General features: G+C 69.4%; 17 protein-coding genes. 4 read left to right on the top strand and 13 right to left on the bottom strand.

The features are described from left to right. Window positions 1-163 precede the first annotated feature (163 nt). The 4 genes from J2X09_RS12540 to J2X09_RS12525 all read left to right on the top strand — a co-directional run bounded on the left by J2X09_RS12540 (window position 164) and on the right by J2X09_RS12525 (window position 4,299). On the top strand, window positions 164-1,156 hold the full coding sequence (locus tag J2X09_RS12540; protein WP_204733763.1) for a Bug family tripartite tricarboxylate transporter substrate binding protein: 993 nt from the start codon (window positions 164-166) through the stop codon (window positions 1,154-1,156). Between the two features lie 219 nt (window positions 1,157-1,375). Continuing rightward, window positions 1,376-1,537 carry a hypothetical protein gene (locus J2X09_RS12535; protein WP_204733764.1) on the top strand — a complete coding sequence of 54 codons (162 nt, stop codon included), beginning with the start codon at window positions 1,376-1,378 and terminating at the stop codon, window positions 1,535-1,537. Window positions 1,538-1,576: 39 nt separating this feature from the next. Next, window positions 1,577-3,316: a phage tail sheath family protein gene (locus J2X09_RS12530; RefSeq protein ID WP_204733765.1), complete on the top strand. Its 1,740-nt coding sequence runs from the start codon at window positions 1,577-1,579 to the stop codon at window positions 3,314-3,316. 20 nt (window positions 3,317-3,336) lie between these two features. Then, on the top strand, window positions 3,337-4,299 hold the full coding sequence (locus tag J2X09_RS12525) for a hypothetical protein (protein WP_204733766.1): 963 nt from the start codon (window positions 3,337-3,339) through the stop codon (window positions 4,297-4,299). Window positions 4,300-4,324: 25 nt separating this feature from the next. Here the strand turns inward: J2X09_RS12525 and J2X09_RS12520 are convergent, their stop codons facing one another. The 13 genes from J2X09_RS12520 to J2X09_RS12460 all read right to left on the bottom strand — a co-directional run bounded on the left by J2X09_RS12520 (window position 4,325) and on the right by J2X09_RS12460 (window position 18,915). Further along, window positions 4,325-5,794, bottom strand: coding sequence for an AMP-binding protein (locus J2X09_RS12520; protein WP_204733767.1), 1,470 nt, complete (start codon window positions 5,792-5,794; stop codon window positions 4,325-4,327). After that, entirely contained in the window at window positions 5,791-6,780 is a 990-nt protein-coding gene (locus J2X09_RS12515) for an NAD(P)H-dependent flavin oxidoreductase (protein WP_204733768.1), read from the bottom strand. The genes J2X09_RS12520 and J2X09_RS12515 overlap by 4 nt, the downstream gene beginning before the upstream one ends. A 6-nt stretch (window positions 6,781-6,786) precedes the next feature. Further along, window positions 6,787-7,578, bottom strand: coding sequence for an enoyl-CoA hydratase-related protein (locus tag J2X09_RS12510; RefSeq protein WP_204733769.1), 792 nt, complete (start codon window positions 7,576-7,578; stop codon window positions 6,787-6,789). A gap of 115 nt (window positions 7,579-7,693) precedes the next feature. Next, complete coding sequence (locus tag J2X09_RS12505; protein ID WP_310308409.1) at window positions 7,694-8,527, bottom strand: ABC transporter ATP-binding protein; 834 nt, start codon at window positions 8,525-8,527, stop codon at window positions 7,694-7,696. Then, window positions 8,524-9,759, bottom strand: coding sequence for an ABC transporter substrate-binding protein (locus tag J2X09_RS12500; RefSeq protein ID WP_204733770.1), 1,236 nt, complete (start codon window positions 9,757-9,759; stop codon window positions 8,524-8,526). The genes J2X09_RS12505 and J2X09_RS12500 overlap by 4 nt, the downstream gene beginning before the upstream one ends. A gap of 40 nt (window positions 9,760-9,799) precedes the next feature. Continuing rightward, window positions 9,800-11,029, bottom strand: coding sequence for an ABC transporter substrate-binding protein (locus tag J2X09_RS12495; RefSeq protein WP_204733771.1), 1,230 nt, complete (start codon window positions 11,027-11,029; stop codon window positions 9,800-9,802). Between the two features lie 40 nt (window positions 11,030-11,069). After that, a complete protein-coding gene (locus J2X09_RS12490) occupies window positions 11,070-12,119 on the bottom strand; it encodes a branched-chain amino acid ABC transporter permease (RefSeq protein WP_204733772.1) in 1,050 nt (349 codons plus the stop codon). Next, window positions 12,119-13,003: a branched-chain amino acid ABC transporter permease gene (locus tag J2X09_RS12485; protein ID WP_204733773.1), complete on the bottom strand. Its 885-nt coding sequence runs from the start codon at window positions 13,001-13,003 to the stop codon at window positions 12,119-12,121. The genes J2X09_RS12490 and J2X09_RS12485 overlap by 1 nt, the downstream gene beginning before the upstream one ends. A gap of 4 nt (window positions 13,004-13,007) precedes the next feature. Continuing rightward, window positions 13,008-15,047, bottom strand: a complete 2,040-nt coding sequence (locus J2X09_RS12480; RefSeq protein WP_310308406.1) for an AMP-dependent synthetase/ligase — start codon at window positions 15,045-15,047, stop codon at window positions 13,008-13,010. Then, window positions 15,044-15,829, bottom strand: coding sequence for an ABC transporter ATP-binding protein (locus J2X09_RS12475; RefSeq protein ID WP_310308404.1), 786 nt, complete (start codon window positions 15,827-15,829; stop codon window positions 15,044-15,046). The genes J2X09_RS12480 and J2X09_RS12475 overlap by 4 nt, the downstream gene beginning before the upstream one ends. Continuing rightward, window positions 15,822-16,928 (bottom strand): CaiB/BaiF CoA transferase family protein, encoded by a 1,107-nt coding sequence (locus tag J2X09_RS12470; RefSeq protein ID WP_204733774.1) that lies wholly within the window; start codon window positions 16,926-16,928, stop codon window positions 15,822-15,824. Before J2X09_RS12470 ends, J2X09_RS12475 begins: the two co-directional genes overlap by 8 nt. Further along, window positions 16,928-18,079 (bottom strand): acyl-CoA dehydrogenase family protein, encoded by a 1,152-nt coding sequence (locus J2X09_RS12465; protein ID WP_204733775.1) that lies wholly within the window; start codon window positions 18,077-18,079, stop codon window positions 16,928-16,930. The genes J2X09_RS12470 and J2X09_RS12465 overlap by 1 nt, the downstream gene beginning before the upstream one ends. Window positions 18,080-18,084: 5 nt before the next feature. Then, complete coding sequence (locus tag J2X09_RS12460; RefSeq protein WP_204733776.1) at window positions 18,085-18,915, bottom strand: SDR family NAD(P)-dependent oxidoreductase; 831 nt, start codon at window positions 18,913-18,915, stop codon at window positions 18,085-18,087.

The following is an 18,915-nucleotide window of genomic DNA, read 5'->3' as shown; positions in this document are numbered from 1 at the left end:
TCCCCCTCCGTGGCGCGCCTTTCGGCGCTTCGAGGGGGGGACGGCATTCCGGGCCGGCGGAGCCGGACCCTGGATGCCCCTGGTGGCGTTGCCCCTCTCGTTGCCGGGCGCGCTCAGGAGCAGTGAGAATCCGTTTGAATCCATCCCGAAACCAGAGGCAGACATGACCTTCCAGAACACCCCCGTCACCCGCCGCCATGCCATGGCCACCGCGGCCGCACTGGCCTCAGCCACCGTGCTGCCCGCCGCGCGAGCGCAGTCCACCTGGCCCAGCCGACCGCTGAAAATCCTCGTGGGCTTCCCCGGCGGCTCCTCGCCCGACCTCACCGCGCGCCTGCTGGCCGAACCCCTGCAGCAGGCGCTGGGCCAGCCGGTGGTGATCGAGAACCGCCCGGGCGCTGGTGGCAACATCGCCGCTGCGCTGGTGGCGCGCGCCACCGATGACCACACCATCGGGCTGATGATCAACGGCAACATGACGATCGCCAGGATCCTCAACCCGGACACCACCTACGACCCCATCACCGAACTCGCGCCGGTCTCCCTGATTGCCGTGGCGCCCCTTGTGCTCAGCGTGCCAGCCACGGTGACGGAAAGCGGCGCGGCCTACATCGCCGCCGCCCGCGCGGCCGGCGACAAGTGGAACTACGGCACCCCCGGCGTGGGCACCGTGGCCCACCTTGGCATGGAGCTGCTCAAGAGCCGCGCCGGCATCGCGCCGGTGCACGTGCCGTACCCCGGCAACCCGCAGGTGATCACCGGCATGCTGGGGGGGCAGGTGCAGATGTCGCTGCTGCCGCCGGGTCTGGCCATGCCGCAGGTCACGGCCGGCAAGCTCAAGGCCATCGGCGTCACGTCCACCGGCCGCAGCAGCCTCGTGCCGGGCGTGCCCAGCCTGAGCGAGGCCGGCGTGCGCGACTTCCAGCTGGAGATCTGGAACGCCGTGGCCGCGCCCAACAGCCTGCCCAAGGCACATGTGAACCGGCTGGCCACGCTGCTCACCGAGATCGTGCGCCGGGAAGACATCCGCCAGAAGATCTTCGGCCAGGGCTGGCAGGTCGCCGGTACCGGTCCCGAAGGCCTGGCGCGGCGCATCAAGAGTGACACGGCGGCCATGGCCGAGGTGATCCGGCGCAACAACATCCGGCCGGGTTGATGGGGCGTTGACCGGCTGAACCTTGGGGGCCTTCGGGCCCCTTTTTCGCATCACCCGTCCGGCGTGAGCGCATGTAACCAATCGTCTGGAAACGTATAAATTGCCCGAGGTGGGGTGGTGCAACGGTATAAGAAGCCGCAAGTTCCAGGGGGGATTCCATGCCACACATCTCAGCGCTTGCCGTCTTGCACCTGTCGCGATCGTTGCCGGGTTGAGGCCATGGCCCGCGTCTTCGGCACGCATGCCGTCTGCCCGTCGATCGCCACGGCCCTGGACCTGTTGTTCACCGCGTGGGGCGGTAGCTCGCCGGACGAGCTGTCCGACGCACGCGCCGTTGTCACCACGCCATTCGGTCACCGCGGTAGCGGGGTGCTGTCGTGAGCGCAGCGCCGGCGATCCGCCCCACTGATACCCGTCGCCATGCCTGACTACCGGTCGCCCGGCGTCTACGTGGAGGAGGTCCGCTTCCGCGCCCCGCCCATCGAGGGCGTGTCCACATGCACCGCCGCGTTCATCGGCCCCGCGCGCACCGGGCCCTGCCATGCCCCCGGCGCGGAGCCGCCGTCTCTGATCACGAGCTTCAACGCTTTCGAGCGCCTGCACGGGGGTCTGGCCGACCTCTCCGCCGGCGAGGGCGAATCCGCCATCAACCACATCGCACACGCGGCATACGCCTTTTTCCAGCAGGGTGGCGCACGCCTCTATGTCGTGCGCCTGGCAAGTCCGGGCATGGCCGTGGCCAGCGTGGGCGCCGTCGACGACGGCGACACCGGTCTGGGTTTCGTCGCGCGCTTTCCGGGGAAGGCCGGCAACGGCCAGGTGACGCTGCGCGAGCACGCCTCGCCCGCTGCCGCGAACGAGCTCGACGCCGCGCCGCCCGGCAGCGTGGTGCGCGCCACCCTGCAGGGCAGGCAGGCATTGCTGGTGAACACCGATGGCGCATGGCGGCTCGCGGACACCGCCATCGACCGCGCCGACGTGCGGGCCGGCGCGCCACGCCTCATCACCGTCTCGGCGCATGCCATCGATGGCGATGGCCGCCACCAGGTGCATGAGCGCATGGGCCTGCATCCCGCGCACCCGCGCTGGATCGGTGGGGTCATGGCCGCCAGGCCGCTGGTGCGCGACGACCGCTTGTACCAGCCGTATGCCATCCACATCGGGACGAACCTCTCGGCCGCCGGGCTGCTCGCTGGCCTCTTCGAACACGCCCGGACCAACGCCGCCGGAGAACCCGAAACCCTGTGGACGCTGGACGGTGGCCAGGATGGCGGCACGCCCACCCCGCCGATGTATGAAAGCGCGATCACCAGCCTCGCGGGGCTCGACGATGTGTCCATCCTCGCCGCGCCCGGCAGCTCGGACAGGGTCGACGAGGAACAGGCCGCCGAGGTGGCCCGGGCCCTGATCGCGCACGCCGCCGCCCCCCGCGCCTGGTGCATCGCCGTGCTCGACACACCGCCCGGCCAGACCCCCACCGAGGCGCGCACCTGGCGCACCCGCTTCGATTCCACCCACGCCGCGCTGTACTTTCCGTGGGTGGAGGTGGCCCATCCCCTCGCGAACCCGGAGCGGGGCGACATCCCCGCCACGCTGACCCTGCCACCCTCGGGCTTTGTCTGCGGCATCTATGCGCGCAACGACATGGAGCGTGGTGTACACCATGCGCCGGCCAACGAGGTGGTGACTGGCGCCCTGCGTTTCGAGCGCCAAGTGAGCAAGGTGGAGCAGGAATTGCTCAATCCCGCCGGCGTGAACTGCCTGCGCTCCTTCGAACGGCGGGGCCACCGCGTGTGGGGCGCTCGGCTGGTCTCCAGCGACCCCGGGTGGCAGTACGTCAACCAACGTCGCTATTTCAACTACCTCGAAGCCTCGCTCTCGCGTGGTACGCAATGGGTGGCGTTCGAGCCGCAGGGCGAACGCCTGTGGGCGAACGTGCGCGAGTCCCTCACGAACTTCCTCCACAACGAATGGCGCGCCGGTGGTCTGCGCGGCTCCACGCAGGATCAGGCCTTCTTCGTGCGCTGCGACCGCAGCACCATGACGCAGGACGACATCGACCACGGTCGCCTGGTCTGTCTCATCGGCCTGGCCATGATCCAGCCGGCAGAATTCACCATCTTCCGCCTCGGCCAGCGCACCGCTGGTGCGAGCGCCTGACTCTTTCCCGGATCACGACCATGAGCGAACCCACCGTCCCCCTGGGGGGCATCAGCCCCGAGAAGATGGAAGAACAGGCGCGCACGCGGCTGGCCAGAGCCGACCTGCAAGGTGCCGCCAGCCTGCTGCAGCATGCGGCGCGCGACTGGAACCACGTGGGCGACGACGCGCGCGCCGGTGCCTGCTGGCTGCTCGCCGCCTCCACGCTGCGCCTGGCGGGCAAGATGAAAGAGGCGGGGCACGCCGCGCGCTGTGCCGAGGTGCTCCCGCTGTCGGACGAGGTGCGGCGCGGCGTCGACATGGAATTGGCCGAGCAGGCGCTGGCCTCGGGCGACGCCGCCATGGCGCGCGAGCGCTTTGCTTTCGTGCTGGCTCGCTACGCCGACCTGATGGACGCCTCCTTGCGCGCGGTGGTGCTGCAACGGCGCGCCGTCGCCGCGGCCGCTGCGCAGGATGACCGTGCCGCTGCCATCGACTACCGCGCCGCCGCCGACCTGATGCAGATGCACGGCCAGCCGGCCGATGCAGAAACCGCCAGGCTGGCCGCCGTGTCCTGTCTCGCCCGGGTGGACGCGGCCGCCGCAGAAATCCTCTGGCGCGACATTGACCGCCTCCCCCCCCGCGATGGCACGGGGGCGGCCCGGCGGGGGCTGGTGGGAGGGCAACTGGCAGAACAGTCGCGGCAGCCCGCGCTGGCACTGGCCCGCTATGGCATGGCCCGGCAAGGCGCGCTGGACGCCCGAGATGCCGCCACCTATCTCGTGGCCTCGGTGCAGTCCTCCATGCTGATGGAACAGCAGGGCCAGGTGGGTGACGCCTATGCGCGCCTGGCCTCGGCCTGGGTGACGCTAGGCGACCTGCTGGGCCGCGACACCGCGGCCGCGATGCTGCGACCGGCCATGAAAGACCTCCGCGACCGGCTGGGCCTCGAAGAATTCCGGCGCGTGCGCGAGGCCTATGCCGAGCGGCGGCGGAGGCATTGAAACACCCCCCCCGCGCCGCTTTGCACTAGACCGCCGTGCGCTCCAGCGGCGCCTCCCTGAAGCTCACGCTCTGCGGCCGCTTGTAGCGTGCCAGCCGCTGTTCCACGAACGCGATCAATGCGGCCTCGGTGGTGTTCATGCCCGGCTTCAGTGCGCAGGCCGCGTGCACGGCTTCGCCCCATTTCTCGTCGGGCCGTCCGAACACGAAGGCTTCGGCCACGGCAGGGTGTTCGAGCAGCACCTGTTCCACCTCGGCCGGGTAGACGTTCTCACCGCCGGTCTTGATGAGTTGCTTCTGCGCGGTGCGGCCTGCGAACCACAGCCAGCCTTCGTCGTCGATGCGGCCGAGGTCACCGGTGCGGTGCCAGGGGTCGGCGGGCTTGAAGGGGCGCTTCGCTTCCACGTCCCAGTAGCCGAGAAACACCGTGGGGCCCTGCACGGCGATCTCGCCTTCCACGTTCGCTGCCACGGGCTGGCCCGCTGCGTCCTGGATGCGCACCTGCGACGGCGGCACGGCGCGACCCGCCGCGCCCGGACGCTCGCGCTGCAGGCCCAGGCACACCATGCTCGACACCTCGGCCTGGCCGTAGGCGGACCAGAACCCCGCCGAGGGACACAGCGCGGCCAGTCGCTCCTGCACCGCCGGGGGTTCCAGCCCCATGCCGATGCGCAGGCTTGCCAGTGTGGCGCCTCCGGCCCGGGCCGCGTCGAGCATGGCACCGAGCATCGGTGCGAACGTCGCGCTCACGGTGATGTGGTGCCGGTCCACCGCGGCCACGGCGGCGGCTGGATCGAAGCGTGGCAGCAGCACGCACGCCCCTCCCGCCGCCAGCAACGCGAGCGAGAGGCCGATGCCCGCCGCGTGGAAGAGCGGCAGCACGCCGAGCCAGCGGTCGTCGGTGCCGAGCGACCACACCTGCCCGATCTGTTGCGCCGACGCCGTGAGCTGCGACTGCGCCAGCACGGCGCCGCGCGCGTGGCCTTGCACGGCGGCGGTGTAGAGCATGAGCACGCCGCTTTCGGGCGTGTCCTGCCGTGGCACGGGTGCGGCGGCCCCCGGGCCGGCCACCGCGAGCGACGGCCAGACGGCGGTGTCCAGCACCAGCGTGCGCACACCAGGCATGCCCTCGGGCCAGGCGGCGCCCCACAGCGCGGCGCAGGCGGTGTCGACGATGACCAGTGAGGGCGACGCATCGCGCGATTGCTGGGCCACCTCGGCGGGCGAGAGGCGCAGGTTCAGCGGCACCAGCATCGCGCCCCGCCAGGCCGCCGCGCCCAGCAGCACCAGCACTTCGGTGCGGTTGCCGGCCACGATCACGATGCGGTCGCCGCCGCTCACGCCGAGGGCCGCGAGCGCGGCGGCCTGGCGCTGCACGGCCTCGTACAGCATGGCGTGGGTATGGGTGTCGTCGTCCACGATCACGGCAGCACGGTCGGCGTGGGCCACGGCGTTGTGGGCAAGAAGATCGATCAGCGTGGGCAGGGCGGAGGTCATGGAGTGGTCCTGGGAAAACGCGAAGGGCCGGCTGCGCCCAGTGTGTGACTGCGCTGGCGCGCCAGATCGTGTTCGCAGGCCAGTTCGTCCACCAGCGCGGCCACGGGTTGCACGGCGTGCACGCCCGAGACCGAATGGCCGGCGCTGAAGAGTTCGGTCCAGCGGCGTGGGTGATGGGCCTCGCGGGTGCCGTACAGCTCGGCATTGCCGGCCCGCAGCGCGTCGGCGTCGAGCGCGCCGGGGTCCAGGCCGGCGGCGACGAGGGAGGGGCGCAGCCAGTTCACCGGCAGGCCAGTGAAAGCGCTGGACGAGACGATGTCGTCGCAGGTGGCGTCCACCACCATGCGCCGGTGTGCGTCGCTGGCCAGGCTTTCGTGGGTGGCGATGAAACGCGTGCCCATGTAGCCGAGGTCGGCGCCCAGCACCTGTGCCGCCCACAGCGCATGGCCATCGGCCAGGCCACCGGCCACGATGAGCGGGCCCTCGAACAGCGCACGCACCGCGCGCACGCCCGCGAAGGGGCTGAGCCAGCCGCTCTGCCCACCCGCACCCGCGCACAGCAGCACCAGACCGTCCACACCCGCCGCGAGCGCTTTCTCGGCGTGCGCGAGTGTGGCCACGTCGGCGAAGACGCGGCAGCCCGCGTCGTGCAGCGGGCCCACGAGTGCGGCGGGTGAGCCCACACTGGTGATGACGAGTTCGACCTTCTCGCGGACCACGCAGGCCAGATCGTCCGCGAGCGTGGCGCTGCGCACGATCAGGTTCACCGCGAAGGGGGCGGCGCTCGCGGTGTCACCGATGGCGCGGCGGATCTCGCCGATCCACGCTTGCAGCTCACCATGCTGCTGGCAGTTGGCGGCGGGAAACGCGCCGATCACGCCGGCGCGGCACGCCGCGACCACCAGCGCCGGCCCGCTCACGTGCAGCATGGGTGCGGCGATCAGCGGCAGCCGCAGGCGCGTGCGCCATTCGGGCGGCAGGGCCATGGTGGTTCAGCGGCCGGTGAACACCGGCTTGCGCTTGGCGACGAAAGCCGAGGTGCCTTCGCGCGCGTCGGCGGTGCGGGCACAGGCCTTGAGCAGTTGCTGTTCCAGCGACAGGTAGGCCTGCAGCGAGAGCGAGGGGCCTTCGAGTGCGAGCCGCTTCATGGCGGCCAGCGAGGCCGGTGCCGAGGCGCACAGCCGCGCCACCAGCGCCTGCGCGGCGGCATCGAGTCCGGCCGCAGGGTGCACCTGGTCCACCGCGCCCGCCGCCAGGCATTGCTCGGCGCTGATCGCATCGCTGAGCATCAGCCACTGCTGCGCGCGCACCGCGCCCACGCGGCGCGAGAGGAAGTAGGACGCACCCACATCGGGCGAGAGCCCGATGGCGGCGTAGCCCGTGCGCAGCTTCATGGTGTCGCTGGCGAGCACAAAGTCGCCACACAGCGCCAGGCCCACACCGGCCCCGCCCACCGGCCCGCCCACCACGGTGACGATGGGGCAGGGGGCCTGCGCGAGCTGCAGGTAGCCGGGCAGCAGCTCGTCGAGGATCTCGTCGACCAGGTCGTCCAGCCTGTCGCCAGCCTTCACGAATTCGCGGATGTCGCCGCCCGCGCAGAAGATCGGCCCGCGTGCCTCGATCACGATGACGCGCGGCTGGCCGGCCAGCACCTCCGCGATCGCCTTCACCAGCGCCGGCGCATTCGACGGCCCCAGCGCGTTGTTGTGTTCGGGGCGGTTGAGCACGATGCGGCCCACACCTTGCCCATCCACGTCCCATTCGATGCCGTTCATGTTGTTCATGCTGCTTTCTCGGTTGCCTGAAGTGCCTTGGCCAGGGATGCCGCCGATCTGGCTCCGCCAGTCGGCTGGCATCGCCCCTGGGGGGGTGACGCCGAAGGCGGCGCGGGGGTGGGCGTCAGCCCAGCCACCTTTTCCGTCGACGGTAATGTTTGACTTCACGGTAGTTCTTCCGCTCGCCGCTCGCCTGGTTGCCCAGGTAGAACTCCTGGATGTCTTCGTTGGCGCGCAGCTCGGCGGCCGTGCCTTCCAGCACCACGCGGCCGTTCTCCAGGATGTAGCCGTGGTCGGCCAGCTCCAGTGCAGCCTGGGCGTGCTGCTCCACGATGAGCAGCGACACGCCTTCTGCGCGCAGCTTGCCGAGCAGGTCGAAGATCTCCTTCACCATCAGCGGCGCGAGGCCGAGGGAGGGCTCGTCGATCATCAGCAACCGGGGCCTGGCCATCATGGCGCGGCCGATCAGCAGCAGTTGCTGCTCGCCACCCGAGAGGTAGCCGGCGGTGCGCGTGCGCAGCTCGGCCAGGCGCGGTATCAGGCCATACACCCGCTCCAGGCCCTGCTTCACGTCGGCCATGCGCGTGAGGCGGTGGCCGCCCACCACGAGGTTCTGCTCCGCGGTCATGTGGCGCAGCACCTTGCGCCCCTCGACCACGTGCACCACGCCCTCGGCCACCATCTGCTCGGCGGAGACGCCGGTGATGTCCTTGCCGAGCATGCGCACATTGCCCGACGCCACGCGGCCTTCCTCCACATCGAGCATGCCGGAGATGGTCTTGAGGGTGGTGCTCTTGCCAGCCCCATTGGGGCCCAGCAGCACGGTGCATCCCCCCGAAGCCACCTGCAGCGTGATGCCTTTGAGCGAAAGGATCACGTCGGCGTACAGCACCTCGACGTTGTTCAGCGCGATCAGCGGTTCGGACACGGCGTTGCTCACTTCGCTGCCCACGCTCACCACTTGGCCAGCCTGGGCACCGGCACGCCCTTGGCCACCGTGGTCAGCTTGCCGCCCACCACCTGGCCGATGTTCACGCGCGGGTCTTTCGTGGGGAAGGGGGCCTCGACGGAGAAGTCGATGTCGCCACCGCCGGTGAAGCCGTAGAAATCCTTGGCGGGGAAGTGCGTTTCGAGCAGCGTGTTGTAGAGGATCTCGCCGGTGAGCTTGTCGCCGCCGTGCTTTTTCGCGGCGGCTTCCACCACGCGAACCATCACCAGCGCCTGGCTCATGCCGATGGTGGTGATCGAGTGCCACGGTGCCTTCAGGCCGTAGCGGGCCACCAGCATGTCGTAGAACTGCTTGGCCTCGGAAGCCTCCTCGGTGGCGATCACGCCCGCGTGCACCTCGTAGTCACCGTTCATGGCTTCCATGCTGCCCACCAGCTTCTGCAGCATCGCGGGCGAGTTCTGGATGCTGTAGGCGATGGGCACGTTCTTGCCCAGGGCCTGCATCGCGCGCTTCACGGCCACGGCCTGCTGGATGTTGGTGGGCACCAGCACCAGCTCGGCACCGGCGTTGAGCACGCGGCGCAGCTGCAGCGTCACGTCGGCGGGCTGCGGTTCCACGTAGACCATTTCCACCAGGTTCACGATCGACGGGTTGGCCTTGGCGTAGGCGGTCACACCCTTGCCCAGATCGGCGAAGGTGGGCGAGGCTTCGGTGGTGAACATGGCCACCTTGACCGGGCGCGTGCCGCCGGCCTTGTTCTTCTGGAACCACTCGACGAAGCCGGTGACCTCGTGCACGAAGGTGGGCCGCGTGGCCATCACCCACTGGTTGGGGCGCCAGCCGAAACCGGTGGCCGCCGAGCCCAGGATCATCGGCACCTTGTCGGTGGGCAGGCGCTGCTGCAGCGCCGAGGTGTCGGGGCCGCCGAGCGACAGGCCGATCACCGGCTTGGTGGCCAGCACGCCGGGCCACAGGCTGGCGGTCTGCGCGGTGTCGTAACGCGTGTCGTAGGTCTTGAGTTCGAGCTTCACGTTGAGCTTGGAACCCACCTCGGCGTTCCACCAGGCCACCACGCCGTCGCGGCCCGGGCCCAGCATGGGCATGATGGCCGCGAAGGGGCCCGAGTAGTCGGACAGCGCAGGCACCTGGTACACCGTCTGCGCGGTGGCGGGCGACAGGGCCGAGGTGGCGGCTCCCGCCACGATGGCGGCACGGGCCGCCCAGTTCTTCAGTGCGTTCATGAGGTCTCCTGGTTGGAATGGATGGCTGCGGAAAAATCGGTCACCACTTGGCGAGCTGCGGCACCGGCACACCCTTGGCCACGGTGACCAGCTTGCCGCCGACCACCTGGCCGATGTTGATGCGGGGGTCTTTGGTGGGGAAGGGCGCCTCGACCGAGAAGTCGAGATCGCCGCCTGTGAGGCCGAAGAAGTCCTTCGCAGGGAAGGTCGTCTCCAGCATGGCGCTGTGGATGTGCTCGCCGGTGAGCTTGTCGGGGCCGTGCTTCTTCGCGGCCACCTCCACCGCGCGCAGTGCGAGCAGCGTCTGCGTCATGCCCAGCGAGGTGATGGCGTGCCAGGGCACCTTCATGCCGTGCTTCGCCACCAGCATGTCGTAGAACTTCTTCGCGTCGTTCTCTTCGTCGCTGGTGATCACGCCGCCGTGCATCTCGTAGTCACCTTCCATGGCCGCCATGCTGCCCACCAGCTTCTGCAGCATGCCGGGCGAGTTCTGCAGGCCGTGCACGATGGGGACGTTCTTGCCCAGTGCCTGCATGGCGCGCTTCACGGCCACGGCCTGCTGGATGTTGGTGGGCACGAGGATGACCTCGGCGCCCGCGTTGAGCACGCGGCGCAGCTGCAGCGTCACGTCGGTGGGCTGCACGTCCACGAACACCATCTCGACCAGGTTCACCACGTTCGGCTTCGCCTTGGCGTAGGCGGCCACGCCCTTGGCCATGTCGGCGAAGCTGGGCGAGGCCTCGGTGGTGAACATCGCGGCCTTGAGCGGGCGGCCCGGCGTCTTCGTCTTCTGGTACCACTCGATGAAGCCGGCGATCTCGTGCACGAAGGTGGGCCGTGGCGTGAGCACCCACTGGTTGGGGCGCCAGCCCGAGCCGTTGGCCGCCGAGCCCGAGATCATCACCACCTTGTCGGTGGGCAGGCGCTGCTGCAGGGCGGCGGTGTCCGGCCCGCCGGCGGAAAGGCCCACCAGCGGTTTCGTGGCCAGCACGCCGGGCCACAGGCTGGCGGTCTGCGCGGCGTCGTAGCGCGTGTCGTAGCTTTTCAACTCGACCTTCACACCCATCTTCGCGCCCACCTCGGTGTTCCACCAGGTGGCCACCGCTTCCCGGCCGCCAGCCATCATCGGCATGATGGACGAGAACGGCCCGGAGAAGTCCGACATGGCCGGGACCTGGTACACGGTCTGTGCGGTGGAGGGCAGGGCGGCCGATACGAGCAGGCCCGCCAGGGTGGCGGTTCGCACCGCCCAGCTTCTCAGGGTTCGCATGTTGTCTCCTTGTTGTCGTGATGGGTGCCGCCCCTGGCGGTCAGTACGGGAACGGCCAGAGTCGGTACGCTTTCTTCGAGATGTTGATGCGGTGCATGACGCCCTTCGGCTCGAAGAGCAGGAAGAGGATGATCACGGTGCCCAGCAGCACGTTCATGGCGGCGAAGACGAAGTCCTGCCCCACCGCGGGCACCCACTGGATGACGCTCGGGCCCAGGCTGGTCACGCCTTCGCGGGCCAGCTGGATCAGCACCGTGCCGATGAGGGCACCGACGATGGAGCCCAGGCCGCCGACGATCATCATCGCGATCATCCAGATGGCGTTGAACAGCGTGAACTGCTCCACCGACACGTGCCGCAGCGCCACCACCCACAGGCCGCCGGCCACGCCGGCGTAGAACGCACTCACCAGGAACGCGCGCGCCTTGGTGGCGGCCACGGGAATGCCCATCATCCCGGCGGCCACGTCGTCGTCGCGCACCGCCTCGAAGCTGCGGCCGTGGCGCGAGCGCACGATGCCGAAGGCCCCGGCGGTCATCACCACCAGCACGATGAACGAGAACCAGTAGATCGCGCGGTCGTTGTTGAGCGAGATGCCGAAGGTGGTGGCCGATTCGACATGCAGGCCACCCGCACCCCCCAGCCAGGCCTGCGGCAGGTTGAGCACCAGGAAGTGGAACAGCGCCTGCGCCGCGATGGTGGTGAGGGCGAGGTAGAAGCCCTTGATGCGCGCGGCGGTGAGGCCGAACATCACGCCGAACAGCGCCGCACCCATGCCACCGATGAGCAGGGCGGCGAGCGCGTCCCACCCGGCCGACATGGCCAGGGCCGCACCGTAGGCGCCCACGCCCATGAAGGCCGACTGCCCGAGGTTGATCTGGCCCGCGTAGCCCGTGCAGATCTGCAGGCCGATCACCGCCACCGCGGTGATGAAGGTGGTGTAGCCGATGCTGACCCAGCGGTCCGACGCCCACCAGGGCGCGGTGGCCAGCACGAACAGCAGCGCGATGAGGCAGGCCCATTGCGGGCGCGTGCGGATCAGCGAGCGGTCGCCCGCGTGGCTGGTGAAGAAAATGCCGGACGGGTCCATCACACACGCTCCACGTGGCGCCAGCCGAACAGGCCGGTGGGTCGCACCAGCAGGATCAGCAGCATGAAAACAAAGGGCACGATGGACGAGGCGGAGCCGCCAATCGCGGGGTCGACGTAGGCCGCCACGAGCGCCTGCACGATGCCGACGATGGCGCCCGCGAGGATGAGGCCACCGATGGATTCCAGCCCGGCGAGCAGGGCGACCGGCAGCGCGGCCAGGGCCACGTCGGCGGTGCCCACGGTGAGCGAGCGGCCGCTGAGCAGCACGATGGCGCCGGCGGTGGCGATGACCGAACCCATCATCCAGGCCAGCGTGACCGCGCGCTTGACCGAGATGCCGAGCGAGATGGCCGTGGTCGGTTCCTCGGCCACGGCGGTGAGCGTGAGGCCGGCGCGGGTGCGGTTGAAGAACCACGACATGCCCATGGTGACCACCAGTGTGAGCACGGCACCGATCACCAGCGAGGACGGGAAGATCATGTCGCCGACGATGAAGGGCGCGGGTGGCAGCAGCACGGGGAACTGGCGGTCGGCCGCACCCCACACCACGAGCACGATGCCGCGGATCAGGATCACCAGGCCGATGGTCACCATCACCATGGAGAACACCGACTCGCCAACCAGCCGTTCGAAGAACAGGCGCTCGATGAGCCAGCCGTAGATCAGCGCGCAGACGAAGGCCAGCGGAATCGACAGCCAGGGCGAGAGGTTCGCGCCCAGCGTGAGCGTCCACACCGCGTAGGCACCGAGCATCATCAGCTCGCCCTGCGCGAAGTTGAACACCTTGCTGGCGCGGTAGATCACCATGAAACCCAGCGCCAGCAGGGCGTAGATCTGGCCTTGCAGGAACCCGTTGAGGAGGTAGTTGAAGAAGTCGATCATGGGTTCAGGTCTCCATGGCAGCGGAGGTGGGCACGCGCCCGGTGGTGACGTCGGCGCGCAGCACGCCGGCGCGGCCGTCCTGGTAGCGCACGGGGATCTCGATCGTCGCCGCGGGGCGGCCGGTGTACATCGCGTCGATGAGCACGCCGTAGCGCTGTTCGATGAAGTCGCGCTTGAGCTTGCGGGTGCGGGTGAGTTCACCCTCGTCGGCGTCCAGCTCCTTGGGCAGGTTCACGAAGTGCGTGAGCCGGGCCGCCTCGGGCAGGGCCTGGTTGACGCTGGCGATCTCGCGCGCCACCTGGGCCAGCACCTCGGGGCGCTGCGACAGGTCGGTGAAGGTGGTGAACGACACGCCGTTGCGCTCGGCCCAGCGCCCGAACACCTCACCGTCGATGTTGACCAGCGCCGTGACGCGCTCGCGTGTCGCGTCGCCGACCACCATCACCTCGCGGATGTAAGGCGAGAAGCGCAGCCGCACCTCGATGAACTGCTTGGAGAACAGGTGCCCGCCCTTCAGGCGGCTCATGTGCTCCACGCGGTCGTAGTAGACGAGCTCGCCGGTGCCCGGTCCCAGGCCCACCGCGTCGCCGGTCTGGAACCAGTCGCCGTTCATCTTTTCAGCGGTCTTCTCGGGCTTGCCCCAGTAGCCGGCGAAGCCCGCGCCGCCGCGCACTTCCAGGCCGCTGTCTTCGGCCACGCGCCATTCCATCGGCACGCCCCAGGCGCTGGCCATGGCCACGGTCTCGCCGATGGTTTCGGCGTTGACGCGCGCGCCCTGGTGCACCGTGATCAGGCCGAACTCGCTGCAGCCGTACACGTTGCGCAGCATCACGCCCATGGCCGCGAACAGGCGGAAGATGTCGGGCGCCACCGCCGCGCCGCCGGTGAAGGCGATGCGCGAGCGCTTGAGGCCGAGCTGCTCGCGCAGCGGGCGCAGCACCAGCGCATCGGCCACGGGCAGCAGGGCGCGCACCCACCACGAACGTGCGCGGGTGTCCATCTGGTCCGCGCGGGCCAGGCGCCCGATGCGCAACCCCCAGTCCACCACCTTCTGCCGCCAGGGCGGGGCATCGAGCATGCGGGCGTGCACGCGCGCGGCCAGGCTTTCCCATTGGCGCGGTCCGAAGAACACCATCTCGCAGGCCAGTTCGCGGATGGCTTCCTGGATCTGGTCCGGCCGTTCCGCGAAGCTCACGCGCAGCGGCCGCATCAGGCCCATGGTCACGCCCACCCACTGCTCGGTGGCCCAGGAGAGCGGGATGTACGAGAGGTACTCGCCGCCTTCGGGTACATGCATCGAACGCGCGATCAGGTCGGCGTTGTGCATGAGCGAGGCGTGCGTGGTGATCACGCCCTTGGGCACGCCGGTGGTGCCCGAGGTGTAGGACAGCACGGCGATGTCGTTGCTCTGGCCCTGCGCCACGGACTGATCGAACCAGGCGGCATCGGCGGGCTGCACGTCGTGCTGCGCGGTGCGGAAAACATCCCAGCCGAGCAGGCCCTCGTTCCGGTACGACCACAGGCCACCCGACTCCCACCACACCACGGTCTGCAGGTCGGCGTGGCGCGCCATCACGGGCAGCACCTTGTCGACCTGTTCCTGGTCTTCGGCAAACACGCACACCGCATGCGAATCGCCGACGATGTAGTCCACCTCGGCCTCGGACGCGTCGGGGTAGAGCGCCACCACCTTGGCGCCCACCGCCATGGCGGCCCACTCGGCCCAGTAGAGCTCGGGCCGGTTCTCGCTCAGCAGCACCACGGTCTGGCCGCGCTGCACACCGCGTGCGCGCAGGCCCAGCGCCAGCGCACGCACTTCGTCGCGCACGTCGGTCCAGCTGAATTCCTTCCACACCCCTTCGCGCTTGTGGCGCTGTGCCACTTCGCCGCCACGCGTGGCGGCGTTGTGCACCAGCCATTGCGCGAGGGTTTGCGGGGTCTTGTTGTGCGCGGCGCTCATGCGATCCGGCGCCGGGCCGCCCCAAGCCGGATCAGCCCCCCTGGGGGGCAGCGACTCGCGCAGCGATGGAGCGTGGGGGTTCATTGGTGTCCTCCCAGATAGGCGGAGATCACGTGTTCGTCCTTCTGCACGGCGGCGGGCGTGGCGTCGGCGATCTTGCGGCCGAAGTTCAGCACGATCACGCGGTCGGCGATGTCCATCACCACGCCCATGTCGTGCTCCACCAGCACCACCGGGATCTTTCGCGATTCGCGGATGTCGAGGATGAAGCGCGCCAGGTCTTCCTTCTCTTCGGTGTTCATGCCGGCCATGGGCTCGTCCAGCAGCAGCATGCGCGGCTCCATCGCCAGCGCGCGGCCCAGGTCCACGCGCTTGCGCATGCCATAGCCGAGTGTGCCCACCGGGTGGTGGCGCAGATGTTCGAGCTCCAGGAAACCCAGGATCTCTTCGGCCACGGCGCGCTGCGCCACCTCTTCGCGGTGCGCGAAGGGGTAGTAGAAGAAGGCGGTGGTCAGCGTGCTCTTCATGTGCATGTAGCGGCCGACGAGGATGTTGTCGAGCACGCTCATGTGCGGCAGCAGGTGGGTGCCCTGGAAGGTGCGCGCCAGGCCGGCCTGGGCCACGCGGTGCACCGGCCAGCGGCCGATGTCGTTGCCCTCGAAGCGAACCGTGCCCTGGCTCGGGCGGTAGAAGCCCGAGAGCACGTTCAGCAGCGAGCTCTTGCCCGCGCCATTGGGGCCGATGAGGGCCACCAGCTCGTGGTGGCCAATGTCCACCGAAATCTCCGAGAGCGCGGTGACGCCGCCGAATTTCAGGGTGAGGTCGCGCGCTTCCAGCATGGCCGGTGGTTGCCGGGCTTCAGTCATGGGTGGGGGCCTCTTGCAAAGGGGAGAAACGGGGCGCGGCGCTGGTGCGACGTTCGCCCGTGGTCGTCTGTTTGAACACGCCACGCGCCGCGTTGTGCGGGTGGCGTGCCGCCTCGTCGAGCGTGAGCACCGGCGCGAAGCACGCGTCCGTGCCTTCCAGCAGGTCGCACCAGTGCTGGCGCGGCTGTGTGAGGAAGAGGGCGCGCACGCGTTCCTTGAGCACGGGCCAGGCGGCGGTGTCGAACTGCGCAGCCGGGCTCACGTCGTCCAGGCCCAGCTTCTGCAGCAGCAGTGCGTAGAACTGCGGCTCGATGGCGCCCAGCGTGACGAAGCCGCCGTCCGCACAGCGGTATACGTCGTAGAACGGCGAGTCGTGGAACACGCTGGGCGTGGGGCCACCGAGACCGCCGCTGCCGGCGATCCACTGCGCCAGGCCACCGAGCATCGCGACCACGTCGACGATGGCCGAATCCACCACGCAGCCCTGGCCAGTCTGCCGCGCCTGCAGCACGCCGCAGGCGATGCCCAGCGCCAGGCCGAGCGCACCACCGGCATCGCCCAGCACCGTGGGTGGCGACACGGGCAACTGGCCGTGCACCGCCGAGAGCGAGAGCATGCCGCTGAGCGCGACGTAGTTGATGTCGTGCCCCGCCGCGTTCGCCAGCGGGCCGTACTGGCCCCAGCCGGTCATGCGGCCGTACACCAGCCGCGGGTTCACCGCCGCGCAGTGCGCGGGCCCCAGGCCCAGGCGTTCCATCACGCCGGGCCGGTTGCCCTCGATCAGCGCGTCGCAGCTGGCGATGAGGCCGAGCGCCTGTGCGACGTCCTCGGGTTTCTTCAGATTGAGTTCGACGATGTGCTTGCCCTCGCGCAGCGGCGGCTGGCCGCCACCCGACAGCTTGTCCACCACCGACGAGGTGCCCGGCCGCGCGACGACGGTGACGCGCGCGCCGAGGTCGGCCAGCACCCGGCCGCACAGGGGGCCAGGGCCGATGCCCTCGAACTCGACCACGTGGATGTGCTGCAGTGGCTGAATAGGAGTACCTCCGACCTGACGGTCTGCGGTGCGAGCGCCTTCGGGCGGCCGGGCGGCGCTCATCACCCCACCACCTTGCGTGCGATCAGGTCTTTCATGATCTCGTTGGCGCCACCGTAGATGCGCTGCACGCGCGAGTCGGCGTACAGGCGGGCGATGGGGTATTCGGCCATGTAGCCGTAGCCGCCAAAGAGTTGCAGGCATTCGTCCGTCACCTTGCACTGCTGCTCGGAACACCACCACTTCGCCATGTAGGCGGCTTCGTTGTCCAGCGTGCCGTCGAGCTGGCGCTGGATGCAGTCGTTCACGAAGCTGCGCACCACGTGGGCAAGCGTGGCGCACTCGGCCAGCTTGAAGCGCGTGTTCTGGAAGTCGGCCAGCGTCTGGCCGAAGGCCTTGCGCTGTTTCGTGTAGTCCACCGTGAGTTCCACCGCGCGCTCGATCACCGCCGCCGCGCCCACCGCGAGCAGCAAGCGTTCGTAGGTGAGCTGGCTCATCAACTGCTTGAAGCCTTCGCCTTCCTTGCCGCCCAGCAGGTTCTCCACCGGCACGCGCACGCCGTCGAACGACAGCTCGGCCGTGTCTGACGCGTGCTGGCCCAGCTTCTCGAGCCGGCGGCCCACGCTGAAGCCGGGCAGGTTCTCGGTCTCCATCACCAGCAGCGACACGCCCTTGGCACCGGCCTCCCCAGTGCGCACGACCACCACCAGCAGGTTGGCGGTGAAGCCGTTGGTGATGAAGGTCTTGGCACCGTCCACCACGTAGTCGCCGCCAGCCAGGCGGGCCTTGGTGCGGATGGCCTTCAGGTCCGAACCCGCACCCGGTTCCGTCATGGCGATGCCGGCCAGCATCTCGCCACTGACCAGCTTCGGCAGCCAGCGCAGCTTCTGTTCCTCGGTGCCGTAGTCCAGGATGTAGTGCGCGGCGATGGAGTGCACGGCCGTGTTGGCAGGCACTTCCAGCTTGCCCATCTCATCCTGCACCACCAGCTGGTAGGCCAGCGTGGCGCCCGGGCCGCCATAGGCCTCGGGCATCTCGGGCAGCAGGGCGCCGAGTTCGCCCAGGGCGCGCCAGGTCTCGCGGGGGATGAAACCCTGGCGGCGCCATGCGTCGAGGTGCGGTGCGAAGCGGTCCGACAGGCAGCGTCGGACCTGATCGCGGAAACCCTCGATCTCGGCGTCCATCCAGGCGTGCTGGTGCAGTCGCGGCAACATGGGCTTCACATGCCCGTGAGGCCGCCGGAGCAGATCAGCGTCTGGCCGCTGACGTAGTCCGACTCGGGGATGCAGAACAGGTACACGGACCCGGCCGCCTCTTCGGGCGTGCCGCCCCGGCCCAGCGGTATCGTCTGTTCCATCATCGACAGCAGGCCCGGGTTCACGCCGACCTTGATGTCGCGCCCGTCGATGTTCGTGGTGGCGCCGTCGGCGGTGCTGCCGGTCAGGCGTGTCTTGATCAGGCCGAAAGCCACGCAGTTCACGGTGACGTTCATGCGGCCCCATTCCTTGGCCAGCGCCTGCGTCACACCCATGATGCCGGCCTTCGCCGCCGAGTAGTTGGTCTGGCCCACGTTGCCGAACACGCCGGCCATGGACGAGATGTTCACCACCTTGCGCACGTTGCGCACGCCGCTCTCGGTCTCGGACTTGGACAGCGCGCGGATCACCGGTTGCGCCGCGCGCAGGATGCGAAAGGGCGCGGTGAGGTGGCAGTCCAGGATGGCGTACCACTGTTCGTCGGTCATCTTCTGGATCACGTTGTCCCAGGTGTAGCCGGCGTTGTTGACGATGATGTCAATGCCCTTGTACTTCTCCACCGCCGTGCCGATGAAGCGCTCGGCGAAATCGGGGGCGGTGACGCTGCCCACGCAGGCCACGGCCTCGCCGCCCATGGCCTTGATGGCTTCCACGGTTTCCTGTGCCGGATCGGCGTCGAGGTCGTTGACCACCAGGCGCGCGCCATCGGAGGCGAGCTTGAGCGCGATTTCACGGCCGATGCCGCGTCCCGAGCCCGTGATCAGGGCGACCTTGCCGTCGAGTTTCTTGGTCAT

Origin of the sequence: Hydrogenophaga laconesensis (assembly GCF_031457235.1) — a bacterium.
GTDB classification, from domain to species: domain Bacteria; phylum Pseudomonadota; class Gammaproteobacteria; order Burkholderiales; family Burkholderiaceae_C; genus Hydrogenophaga; species Hydrogenophaga laconesensis.
Note: the sequence above shows the minus strand (reverse complement) of the source record. Positions and strands in the feature narration are given on the sequence as shown.

Coding starts and splice junctions, on each gene's coding strand:
- J2X09_RS12480 (WP_310308406.1), bottom strand. CDS start 15,047: ATGAACCCCCACGCTCCATCGCTGCGCGAGTCGCTGCCCCCCAGGGGG.
- J2X09_RS12520 (WP_204733767.1), bottom strand. CDS start 5,794: ATGACCTCCGCCCTGCCCACGCTGATCGATCTTCTTGCCCACAACGCC.
- J2X09_RS12490 (WP_204733772.1), bottom strand. CDS start 12,119: ATGGACCCGTCCGGCATTTTCTTCACCAGCCACGCGGGCGACCGCTCG.
- J2X09_RS12495 (WP_204733771.1), bottom strand. CDS start 11,029: ATGCGAACCCTGAGAAGCTGGGCGGTGCGAACCGCCACCCTGGCGGGC.
- J2X09_RS12500 (WP_204733770.1), bottom strand. CDS start 9,759: ATGAACGCACTGAAGAACTGGGCGGCCCGTGCCGCCATCGTGGCGGGA.
- J2X09_RS12460 (WP_204733776.1), bottom strand. CDS start 18,915: ATGACCAAGAAACTCGACGGCAAGGTCGCCCTGATCACGGGCTCGGGA.
- J2X09_RS12485 (WP_204733773.1), bottom strand. CDS start 13,003: ATGATCGACTTCTTCAACTACCTCCTCAACGGGTTCCTGCAAGGCCAG.
- J2X09_RS12475 (WP_310308404.1), bottom strand. CDS start 15,829: ATGACTGAAGCCCGGCAACCACCGGCCATGCTGGAAGCGCGCGACCTC.
- J2X09_RS12470 (WP_204733774.1), bottom strand. CDS start 16,928: ATGAGCGCCGCCCGGCCGCCCGAAGGCGCTCGCACCGCAGACCGTCAG.
- J2X09_RS12510 (WP_204733769.1), bottom strand. CDS start 7,578: ATGAACAACATGAACGGCATCGAATGGGACGTGGATGGGCAAGGTGTG.
- J2X09_RS12515 (WP_204733768.1), bottom strand. CDS start 6,780: ATGGCCCTGCCGCCCGAATGGCGCACGCGCCTGCGGCTGCCGCTGATC.
- J2X09_RS12465 (WP_204733775.1), bottom strand. CDS start 18,079: ATGTTGCCGCGACTGCACCAGCACGCCTGGATGGACGCCGAGATCGAG.
- J2X09_RS12540 (WP_204733763.1), top strand. CDS start 164: ATGACCTTCCAGAACACCCCCGTCACCCGCCGCCATGCCATGGCCACC.
- J2X09_RS12535 (WP_204733764.1), top strand. CDS start 1,376: ATGGCCCGCGTCTTCGGCACGCATGCCGTCTGCCCGTCGATCGCCACG.
- J2X09_RS12525 (WP_204733766.1), top strand. CDS start 3,337: ATGAGCGAACCCACCGTCCCCCTGGGGGGCATCAGCCCCGAGAAGATG.
- J2X09_RS12530 (WP_204733765.1), top strand. CDS start 1,577: ATGCCTGACTACCGGTCGCCCGGCGTCTACGTGGAGGAGGTCCGCTTC.